Annotated in this window: 8 protein-coding genes; 2 read left to right on the forward strand and 6 right to left on the reverse strand. The window is 72.3% G+C overall.

Annotated features, from left to right (window positions below):
• Position 1: 1 nt before the first annotated feature.
• The 3 genes from KGQ19_RS27410 to KGQ19_RS27420 all read right to left on the reverse strand — a co-directional run bounded on the left by KGQ19_RS27410 (position 2) and on the right by KGQ19_RS27420 (position 4,409).
• Positions 2 to 3,262 carry a hypothetical protein gene (locus tag KGQ19_RS27410; protein ID WP_212013750.1) on the reverse strand — a complete coding sequence of 1,087 codons (3,261 nt, stop codon included), beginning with the start codon at positions 3,260 to 3,262 and terminating at the stop codon, positions 2 to 4.
• 86 nt (positions 3,263 to 3,348) lie between these two features.
• Positions 3,349 to 3,975 carry a VOC family protein gene (locus KGQ19_RS27415; protein WP_212013752.1) on the reverse strand — a complete coding sequence of 209 codons (627 nt, stop codon included), beginning with the start codon at positions 3,973 to 3,975 and terminating at the stop codon, positions 3,349 to 3,351.
• Positions 3,976 to 4,052: 77 nt separating this feature from the next.
• The gene (locus tag KGQ19_RS27420; RefSeq protein ID WP_212013754.1) at positions 4,053 to 4,409 is read right to left on the reverse strand and encodes a VOC family protein; all 357 of its coding nucleotides are present in this window, start codon (positions 4,407 to 4,409) and stop codon (positions 4,053 to 4,055) included.
• 124 nt (positions 4,410 to 4,533) lie between these two features.
• Here KGQ19_RS27420 and KGQ19_RS27425 point away from each other — a divergent pair, with 124 nt between their 5' ends.
• Complete coding sequence (locus KGQ19_RS27425) at positions 4,534 to 7,578, forward strand: ATP-binding protein (protein WP_212013756.1); 3,045 nt, start codon at positions 4,534 to 4,536, stop codon at positions 7,576 to 7,578.
• Here the strand turns inward: KGQ19_RS27425 and KGQ19_RS27430 are convergent.
• Both KGQ19_RS27430 and KGQ19_RS27435 read right to left on the reverse strand, forming a co-directional pair.
• Positions 7,556 to 8,104 (reverse strand): GNAT family N-acetyltransferase, encoded by a 549-nt coding sequence (locus tag KGQ19_RS27430; RefSeq protein WP_212013758.1) that lies wholly within the window; start codon positions 8,102 to 8,104, stop codon positions 7,556 to 7,558. The genes KGQ19_RS27425 and KGQ19_RS27430 overlap by 23 nt on opposite strands.
• A 71-nt stretch (positions 8,105 to 8,175) precedes the next feature.
• Positions 8,176 to 8,943 carry a hypothetical protein gene (locus KGQ19_RS27435; protein ID WP_212013760.1) on the reverse strand — a complete coding sequence of 256 codons (768 nt, stop codon included), beginning with the start codon at positions 8,941 to 8,943 and terminating at the stop codon, positions 8,176 to 8,178.
• A 192-nt stretch (positions 8,944 to 9,135) separates the two neighbouring features.
• Between KGQ19_RS27435 and KGQ19_RS27440 the strand changes: the two genes are divergently transcribed.
• Complete coding sequence (locus KGQ19_RS27440; protein WP_212013762.1) at positions 9,136 to 10,074, forward strand: glutathione S-transferase family protein; 939 nt, start codon at positions 9,136 to 9,138, stop codon at positions 10,072 to 10,074.
• A gap of 12 nt (positions 10,075 to 10,086) precedes the next feature.
• On the opposite strand, the gene KGQ19_RS27445 is transcribed toward KGQ19_RS27440, so the two are convergent.
• The coding region (locus KGQ19_RS27445; RefSeq protein ID WP_212013763.1) for a thioesterase family protein at positions 10,087 to 10,494 on the reverse strand (408 nt) is incomplete at its 5' end.

Consider the following 10,494-nt stretch of genomic DNA (forward strand, 5'->3'; position numbering starts at 1 on the left):
CCTAGACCCTAGCCGCACCTATGTCCAGGTCCAGCGCCTCCTCCACCACGATCGGATCCGAGTGTCGCCGCAACGCCCCGACCACCGACCGATACCCCTGCGGCCAGTCCAACCGGGCACCGGCGATGCCGGCCAGCCGCGTCGCGATCAGCCCGGCCGCCGACTCCTCACGCGCGGCCAGCGCGTCGACCGCCGCGAGCACCGCGGCCGGGTCCCACGGCTCGCCGATCGCCACCATCGCGACCAGATGCTCGCCGGCCCGCACCGCAGCATCGGGTCGTCCGGCCAGTTCGGCGGCGAGCTCCAACAGTTCCCCGGCTACTTGCTCGACCTCGGCGTCCAGATCCACGGCGCTCGCGGCCAACGTCGCCGCCAGCCGTGCGTAGCCGGGGTGCTCGGCCAACGTCTGCGCGGTGAGGCTGCGGATCGCGCGGCGCTCGACCGGATTCGGCCCGCGCACCTCGGCCGCGGCCTGTGCGATCTGCACCAGTCGACGGCGGGCTGGCCGGTCGCGGCCGTCGACGCGGTTGTGCTGCGCATTGTCTTGGTGGGTGTGCTGCGCGGCGTCGTGCTGGTGGGTGTGCTGCGCGGCGTCGTGTTGGTGGTTGTGCCGCGCGGCGTCGTGTCGGCGGTGCGGTGCGCCGTCTTGGCCGTCCCGGGCGTCGCCGGCGAGCAGAGCCTCCAGCACCGCCCGGTACCGGGACACCGGCATCCCTTCGGCCAGCAGCGCGAACAGCGCCGACGGCGGGGTGGCCCGGTCGCCGAGCCGGTCGAGGTCGGTCATCGCTGTGCAGACCACGGTCGCCACGGCGTCGCTCCACCGGTGCCAGCGCGGCGCGACCGCGAGCGCCTGGCTGGAGACCTTCGGGTCCCGGGCGTCGCAGGCTGCTGCGATGAGGTCGCCGTAGACGTGGCGGTGTCGGTCAGGGAGCTGGTGTGGACGCGTCCGCAGCAGTTGGAGAGCGATTGCCGGGTCCTCGCCGACCGCTTCGCGCAGCAGCGCGGGCACGCGCTCGTCGTCCAGCCGGTCGGTCAGGCGCGAGATCACCGCTGCTTTGACGTCGCGGTGCTGCCCCGGCACGCGCCACACTGCCTGGAGAAGGTCGACCAGGCCGGGGATCTCCAGGCCCGCGGCGATCCGCAGGGCTTCCTTGCGGCTGGTGACCTTCGCGGTCGGCGACAGGGCGACCTCGGTCAGGACCGGGGCGGCGGCCGAGGGCCGGGCGAAGCGGGCGGCGTGGGCCGCGGCGTAGACGGCGACCCGGGCGCGGTCGCCGTCGGCGTGGGCGAGCAGGATCGGCAGCGTGGCCGCCGGGTCGTCGCTGGAGGCGAGCGATTGCAGCGCTGCCTCGGCCAGCGGGATCTCGGAGGAGTCGAGGTAGCGCCGCACTTCACGCTGGCCCTCGCCGGAGATGGTGCCCAGCACGCTGATCGCGCCGGTCCGCACGTGGGTCTTGGCTCCCCGGTCCGCCGCGACTTTCGCGAGCTGCCGGGCGTAGGCGGCCAGCTGGCGCGGGAGCCAGTGGTGCGACGGCCGGAACTGCCCCACCCAGGTGGCGTCGCTCTGGGCGATGAACCTGCCCTTGATCGCCCGCTCGCCGGACACGTACGGGTCCAGCAGGTCGGTGCGGCGCATTGACGGCACGCCGGCGACCCGCCACAGCGCGGCCACGCTCGGATCCCAGGCCGCGAGGCGTCCGACCCGGACATCGCGGCACGCCGGGTCGGCCAGCCACAGGTCGATCGCCGAGCGCGCGGTGGAGCTGGTGCCATGCCAGATCGCGTGCGCGATCGCGTCCTGCAACTCCGGGATGCGCCAGGCCCGGCGGCCGAGGGACTGGGCCAGCGCCAGCACCAGGCGGTGATCGGCGCGCTCGATGCCGCGCTCGATCCACGGCCGCATGGTCCGGTAGACGGCGAGTTCCTGGCCGCGCCGCAGGTTCTGGTCGAGCTGGCCGAGGTGGAAGGCGCTGGTCGCGCCGGCCAGGTGCTCGAAGGCGAGCAGGGACCAGGCGAGGAGGTCACCGGTGCCGGTACCAGAGCTGGAGCTGCCCGCCTCTTCGGCCGCGCCACTGCCGTCCGTGGCCTGATGAGCCAGGATCCGGCACGCCAGCTGCTGCAACGCCGCGCGGGTGCCCCAGCCGCAGTCGCGGGCCTCGAGCGCGTAGGTGACCAGGCTCAGCAGGGTGTCGGACATCGCCGGAACGTCCTGGAACAGCCGGGCCGGAACCGCCGCGAGCGCCGCCAACGCGGCCCGGCGTACCGGATCCTGCTCGTTGCGCAGCCGCCCGAGCTCCTCGGTGACCAGCGCGGTGACGGCCGGCGCATGGTCCTCGGCGGCGGCGCAGGCCACCAGCAGCGGATACGCGTCCGCGCGCTCCTGCGCGTCGGCGCGGCGCACCGCGGCCCGCAGCTCGGCCCGCGCCTCGTCCCACGGCAGCCGGGCGATGTAGACCAGCCGCTGCCCGGGGCGGTCGGTGAACGAGGGCAGCACGAGCATCCGGCGGGCTTCGGCGTGCCGATGCCGGCGGGGCAGCGCGTCCAGAACGGCCGGGGCGAGGATCGCCGTGCCCTTCTCCCGGTCGGCGGTGACGGCGTCGTAGAACTCGGCCCGCGCGCTCGGCGGCAGGCCACCCAACAGATCAGCGAACGCCGCCGCGTCGTGCTGGAGGGTGCGGCCGATCACCACGATCTCCGGCCGTCCCGACCTGGCCAGCCGCCTGCGCGTGGTGCGCGACAGATACCACCAGCGGTTCGCCAGGCCGCCGTCGGCCACGGTGAGCAGGCGCAGCGTGCGGTCTTCGTCGGCGCGCGCCAGCACTCGGATCCGACGTAGGAAGGCGTCCGGAATCCCTTGCGGGAGCGGGAATTCCTCCAGGAGGTCCAGCACCTGGCCGGGGCGCTCCTCGGCGGCGGCCACCAGACCCGCGCCGAAGATCGCCCACCCGCCGGCGCGCGACCCGGCCGGCGTCGCCGCCAGCTCGCGCCGCGCGTACTCCAGCATCAACGCGGGATGCCGGACGCCCAGCCGGCTCCAGCCGGTCAGCTCGTGGGCCAGCTCGGGCAGCAACCGCTCGGCGACCTCGGCGGTACACAGCGGCAGCAGCCGCGCGGTGTCCGCCTCCCCGAGCGAGTCCCGATAGGATTCGGCCAGCCGATCGGCGAGGTCCGACCGCCGCGCCGCCCCGACCATCCGCACCAGGGTCCGCCGCCACTCCAACGACGCGTCGGCGACGGTCGCCAGCACCGCGGCATCAGTCACGGGCCATGCGGCATGAGCCGGGTAGCCCGCGATCCGACCCTCGCCAGCAGGCCAGGGCCGGATCGCCGATGAAGGCAGAATCCCGATCAGGCGTGGATGTGTGAGGCTTCCCAGGCGAGCCCGTCCGGGTCCGTGAACTCCGGCCCGGAGGTACTGATCGCGAAGCGGCGCGCCCCGGTCCCCTCCGGCGCCACGCCCGCGTCCTTCGCCGCGGCGCGGCGGGTGTAGAGCGCCAGCTTGACGGCCGAGGATCCGGTTTCGAACTCGACGTACTTGCTGCCGAAGCTCTTCGCGACGCCCAGCCCCTGCCCGACGTAGAACTGCTTGGTGGCCTTGACGTCCTCGACGCCCAGCAGCACCACGACGGAGTCGATGTCCCGCGTGACCGGCTTGCTGTCCTTCTTCTCGGACGTCGCGATCTTCCAGATCGCCCCGTCCGGGGCCTGGAGCACGCCGCCGTACCCCCAGAAGCTCTTCTTGGCCGGCTTGATGATGGTGGCGCCGCTGTCGAGCGCGGCGTTGAACAGCGCGTCGACGTTGCCCGGCTGGGCCACCACGAGCGAGAGCACGTAGCCGCGGAAGCCGGTGGTCGGGGCCTGCGATGTGCGCACGCGCAGCCGGTCGCCGAGGCCGAACGCGGTCGTGTAGAAGGACTCGGTGGCCGTGGCGTCCGGGGCTTCGAGGATGACGGAGTCGATGGTGGGGGTGGACATTTCGGGTGCTCCTTGGTGGGTTCGCAGTGCTCGCTGTGTCTGCTGTGTCCGTTGCGCTTGTTGGGCCGTCATGAGAATCACTGGTCCTGAATCAGGCCGAGTACGTTGCCGTCGGCATCGGTGAAGGTGGCCACCAGGCGCCCGGCGCCGACCTCGCGGACGGGCTCGCGGACGGTGGCGCCGGCGGCGGTCACCGCGGCCAGCCGGGCCTCGATGTCGGTCACGTGCCAGTACGCCACCGGCGAGGTCATGCCCTGCGGCCCGCCGCCGGGGACCAGCCCGATGTGCTGGCCGGCGACGTCGAACCCGACGTAGTACGGCCCCTCGGTCTGCGGCTCCGTGCCGAGCAGCGCGGTGTAGACCGCCTTGGCCCGCTCCAGGTCGGCGACGGGGTGCAGTACGGTCTTGATGCCCAGCGTGGTGGGGTCGGTCATGCTCGCTCCTAAGGTCGTCCGTCCGGGTGCGGCGGCTGTGCCTCCAGCTTCGTGGCCGGCGGGTTCGGTGCCATCCGTGCTCACCACTGAGCCACCACTGATCCCGGTACGGTTCAATGGGTCCGTGGACACCGCAGCGGAGGTTTCGGCCCGGGAGGCTGAGGTGTTGTCCCTGCTCGGGGAGCACCTGAGCAATGCGGAGATCTCGACGCGGCTGTTCATCTCGGTACGTACGGTCGAGAGCCACGTCTCCTCACTCCTGCGCAAGCTCCAGGCCACGGACCGGCGGGCCTTGGCGCAGCGCGCGGCCGGGATCGCGCGCGCCGCCGCCGAAGCCGAATCGGCCGCTGCCACGGCTGCCACAGCCACAGCCACAGCCACAGCCACGTCTACGGCTACCGCCACGGCCACCGCGGCGCCCACAACCTCGGCCCCAGCCCCAGCCCCAGCGCCAGTACCGACACCGGCCCTGCCGCAGCCGCTGACCCCCTTCGTGGGCCGCACCCGGGAGTGCGCCGAGCTGGCCGACCTGATCCGCGCCCACCGGCAGGTGGTGGCGGTCGGCCCCGGCGGCGTGGGCAAGACCCGGCTGGCGCTCGCCGTCGCCGAGCGCGTCGCCGAGGAGTTCACCGACGGCGTCTGGTTCGTAGACCTGGTCCAGGTGACCGAGCCCGGCCTGGTCGGGGCCACAGTCGCCGGGGCGCTCGGCGTCGGCGAACAGCCCGGCCGCGCTCTGCCGGAGTCGGTGGCCGCGACGCTCGACGACCGGCGCGCGCTGCTGGTCCTGGACAACTGCGAGCAGGTCCGGGACGGCGTGGCGCCGTTCCTGGAACGGCTTCTCGGCGCGTGCCCTCGGCTGACCGTGCTGGCGACCAGCCGCGCCCGGCTGATGGTCCCGTTCGAGCGGGTCTACCAGGTCCCGCCGTTCTCGCTGGCCGGCGGCGGCGAGTCGGACGCGGTCGCGCTGTTCGCCAGCCGCGCGGCGGCGGTCGGCTGGGTGCCGGATCCCGCGCAGCGCGAGCGCGTCGCCGAGGTGTGCGGGCGGCTCGACGGGATGGCGTTGGCGATCGAGTTGGCGGCGGCCCGCCTGCCCACGCTCGGGCTGGACGGCATCACCGCCGCGCTGGCCGATCCGCTGCGGATGCTGGCCGGCGGCTCACGGGCCGACGACCGGCACCGCTCGGTGCGCGCGGCGTTGGACTGGAGCCACGCGCTGCTGGAACCGTCCGATCAGATGCTGCTGCGCCGGGTGTCGCTGTTCGTGGCGCCGTTCGCTGTGACGTCCGCGGCCGAGGTGACCGGCGCCGAGATCGGCGTCGTCGCCGACGGCCTGGCGCGGCTGGCCGAGCAGAGCCTGCTGACGGTGGGTGTGACGGTGACGGTGTCCGGCGGGGGCACCACCTACCGCGCGCCGGAGACGATCCGCCGCTACGGGATGGAACGGCTCACCGCCGCCGACGAGCTGGCCGAGGTACGCCTTCGGCACCTCCGCTGGTGCCTGGCGCGCGCCGCCGAGCTCGCCAAGGGCGGCGGGCCGGATTGGCGGGCCCGGTTCGATGCCGTGGCCGACGATCTGCGTGCTGCTTTGGCGTGGGCGGCCGAGGACGCTGAACAGCGCGCGGACGCCTACCGGCTCGCGCAGGATTTGGCGATCACGACATTCACCCGGCAGCTGATCGGCGAGTCCCAGCGCCGCTATGAGCAGGCGGCCGGTCTCGCTGACGACCCGGCGCAGGCCGCCGCGATGCTGCGTCAGGCTGCGGCTGTGGCCGGGTGTCGGATGCGCGGCGATGACCTGCACCGGTTGCGGCTCGAAGCCGCGGACGCCGCGCGGCGCTCCGGCGACGACGGCGGAGCCGCACGCGATCTCGCGACCGCCGCCAGCGACGCGTACCGGTTCGCCAGCAAGTTCGTCAGGGCTCTGCCGCCGGAGGAAGCGGCGTCGCTCATCGCCGAGGCGCAGCAGTTGGCCGGCGGCGATCCGGCTGCCGCAGCGGCAGTGGCGCTGGCTGAGGCCGGGCGGATGCTGACCGAGTCCTTCGCTGTCGAGCAACGGCAGCAGCAGTCAGGTCCGGATTCGGATTCGCATCCGGATTCCAGTCCGTATTCCAGTTCGTATCCCAGTTCGAGTCAGAGTTCGGATTCGAGTTCGCGTTCTGATGCGAGTGCGATGATCGCGGCGACGATCGCGTGTGCTGAGAAGGCGGTCGACCTTGCCCGGCGTACCGGTGATCCGCTCGCCGAGTCGGCCGCGCTCGACACCCTCGCCGGTGCGCAGAGCTGGGCCGGCGAAGCGTTCGCGGCCACGGCGACCGCGCTGCGACGCCTCGCGCTGCTGGAGTCCGTGCCGCACACCGACACGCCCGCCGCAACGCTTGAACTGATCGAAGCACTCGGCGAGGCCACCGAGGCCACGGTCGGAACCGGAGACCTCGCCGCGGCCAAACGCTGGGCCCGGCAGCTCGCCGACCATCCGCTGCTGGCCGAGGTCGGGCACCGGGCCACGGCCGGTCTGCTGGCCGCCGACGCGCTGGCGGGTGACGTCGCGGAGGTCCTGGCCGTCAGCGACCGGTTCCTTGAGGCGTGGCAGAGGTCTGGCAGCCCCGCGAAGTCGATCCTCGGCCCGGCGGCGGCCGGGGTGGCGATGGTCCACGGCTTGCGTGGGGACCAGGAAGCACGGCATGCGTGGGATGCGGTTCTGCGGCAGCTTGGCAGCTCGCCGTGGGAGACGTATGGCTACGGTGCGGTCTTCGACGCCTTGGTCCTCCTACATCGCGGGCAGGCGCGGGAGGCGCTGGAGCGCGTGACACCGGGGCCTGATGAGGTCTGGCGGTGGGTCACCTGGACGTGGCTGCACTGGTACGTGGCGCTGCGCGCCGAAGCAGCCGTGCTGGCTGGGAGCCCCGATGCTCGCGATCGGCTGGTCGAGGCGCGGGCAGCGGTGGCGGGCAATCCGATTGCCGATGCGTTGGTGGAGCGTGCCGAGGCACTGCTCGACGGCGACCGGGAACGGGTGCTCGCCACCGCGCGTGTGTTCGATGCCGCCGGCTGCCGGTACCAGGCGGCGCGGACCTTGGTGCTGGCGGGCGGGCCGGACGCGGTTCGGGGTGAGGCGTCGATCGCAGAGCTCGGACTCGCTCCGATGGCTACGGCCGCCACTCCCGCCTGAGCAGCCCGTAGACCCACGAGTCGGAGACGTCGCCGTCGACGGTGCAGTCCTCCCGCAGCGTCCCTTCCCGCAGGAAGCCCAGCTTCTCCAACACGCGGGCGGACGCCACGTTGCGCGTGTCGGTCTCAGCCTGGACGCGATTCAGGTCCAGCGTGTCGAAGGCCCACCGCAGGAGAGCGTGCGCGGCCTCGGTCGCGTAGCCGTGGCCCCATGCCGTGTCGCTGTAGCAGTAGCCCAGCGAGGCGCTGCGGTAGTCCGGATTCCACCTGGCCAGGGTGCACCAGCCGATGAACGCCCCGTCGGAGACGCGCTCCACGACCACCCGCGCCCCGGTGCCCTCCTGCGCCATCTGCCGACACGTGGCGATGAACTTCTCGGCGCGCGCGGGTTCGCTCCACGGTGGCGAATCCCAGTAGCGCAGCACGTGGGCGTTGCTGTGCAGGGCGAAGAGGTCGTTCGCGTCCGTGTCTTCGAAGGCGCGCAGTCGAAGGCGCGAGGTCTGCAATGAGGGGGTGGGCAGCGGCATGGTCGATCATTCGAGCAGCTGCTGCCGGTTGGCCGCAATTGGTTTTCTCGGTGACCCGGTGACTCAGCAACTCAGTAGCCCGCCCGCGAATGGTCGCGGTTCCAGAAGTCCTTCCTTGCGGCGCGGAACCACTGGTAGCAACCGGCCAGCCACAGCCACCCGTTCTCGCCTATCAGGGCCCAGCGATCGTGCGCGTTGCTGTGGTCCAGCAGGGCCCAGGCGCCGACGGCCACGGCGAGCGCCGCCGCGAACGCCGTGCGCGGGCCGGGCAGGGCGCAGGCGACCAGGACCAGCGCGCAGACGACCGGCTCCGCGATCACGTGCCAGCCTTGCGCCGATACCGGGCCGTCTGTATTGGCGCGGAACGACAGGATCAGCGGGAAGGCCGCGGCCAGCAGCTTCAGTCGCATCAGGCGCAGTTGTGCGAAGGACGTATCGACGGAGAAGCCGCGGCGCTCGCAGATCGCCTTCAGCATTGCGACGAGGAGCTGGCCGTAGCAGAACAGGAACGCGGCAAGACCGGCGCGCGCCGCGTCGGTCGTCGTCCCGGCGTAGGTGAGGCCGCCGGGCAGGATCGCCCACATGGTCAGGGCGGCGACCCAGGCCGGCGTCGGGATCCACTCCACGCCGCGCCAGTAGGTCAGGGCTATGACGAGCAGCGGTGCGAGCGGAACCAGGATGCTGAACCAGCCCGCTCCGGTCAGCGCCGCGCCGAGCGTCGGGATCGCGGCCGCGGCCGACCAGAGGGCGAGGATGGTCCAGAAGGTGGCGTGGGGCCAGCGTTCGTGGAGCTTGTCCACGAGTTGTTCCAGGCCGTCGAAGAAGACGTCCAGCCACATGCCATGCCCCCCGGCTCTCGCTGTCTGCGAGGGAGGCTACCCCACCGACGCGGTGATCCTGCGTAGTCGCCGGGGCGCGTGGAGAATTGGACGGGAGCGAAGGGACCAGGATCCGATATGACCACCGCCCCACGGGCTGCGAGCCCTGTTGATTTTGAGACTTATGGTGCTTACGGCGCTCCGAAGCCGGCTGTGGCGCCGACTCCGCCGCCGCCGACTCAGCCCCCTGCTTCAGCCGCCAAGCCGACGGGCCGCCCGGGTCCCGCCTTCCCCCACCGCGTCACCGCCGCCGACGCCGAACCCGGCCGCTACCACTTCTACGCGGCCAAGCCGTGCCCCTTCTGCCAGCGGAGCATGATCATCCGCGAGCTCAAGGGCCTCCAGGACGTGATCTCGGTGTCCGTCCTGGACCCGATGCGCGACGGCCGCGGCTGGGCCTTCCGCGAGGGACCGGGGTACGGCCTTGACGAGGTGAACGGCTTCGCACTGCTGCGCGAGGCCTACGAGGCCTCCGACCCCGACTTCGCGGGGCACGCATCCGCGCCGGCGCTGTGGGACCGCAAGGAAAACCGGATCGCCACCAACGACTTCCGCACGCTGGACCTCGACATCGCCACCTCCTTCGACCGCTGGGCCCGCAACGACGTCGACCTCTACCCCGAACCCCTGCGCCCGGAGATCGACGAACTCAACGAGTTCCTGTTCGAACGCGTCCACAACGGCCCCTACCGCTGCGGCTTCGCCCCATCACAGGACGCTTACGAACGCGAGGTGCGCGCGCTGTTCGAAGCCCTCGATGAGATGGAGCAGCGCCTGGCCACCCGCCGCTACCTCTTCGGCGCCCAGCTGACCGTCTCCGACATCCGCCTGTTCGTCACCCTGGTCCGCTTCGACGCCGTCTACGCCACCCACTTCAAGGCCAACCTCCGCCGCATCACCGACTACCCGAACCTCTGGGCCTACGCCCGCGACCTCTACCAACGCCCCGCGTTCAGCAGCACCACGGACTTCGACCAGATCAAGCAGCACTACTTCCGGACGCACACCTGGATCAACCCTTCGCAGCTGGTGCCGCTGGGGCCGGAGGCGGACTGGTCGGAGTTGGGCGATCGGGCTCATTCGGCGGGGTGAGAGAACCCGACCTCACCCCTTTCGGGCCTGCACCAGAAGCGGCTGGACCCCGGTCCCGACAGCGCCACTCGCATCATGCAGCTCCGCGACCGTGGCCCCGATCCCGTCCCCGGCCAGCGAAGTGCGGGCGTCCAGCAGGATCCACTCGCCGACGGGGTGCCGGTGCAACGTCAGTTGCAGTGCCGTCGGTACGAACAGGAAGCGGTCCAGCGGCAGCTCGTTCGAGATGCCGTTCGCCGAGTCGGCGACCACCGCGAGGCGTTGCAGTGGCGTGGGCACCTCGCCGTCGATCAGCGGGACGCGGACGCGGGTCCAGATCGCGGCCGGGCCCGGGTCGGCGCTGCTGCCGTGGACGGGGCGCCATTCGATGGCGGCGGGATAATGCCAGCTGGCGGGGAAGTCGGGGAACGGGGTGTCGGG

The organism is Catenulispora pinistramenti, from assembly GCF_018274385.1.
Classification (GTDB): Bacteria; Actinomycetota; Actinomycetes; order Streptomycetales; family Catenulisporaceae; genus Catenulispora; species Catenulispora pinistramenti.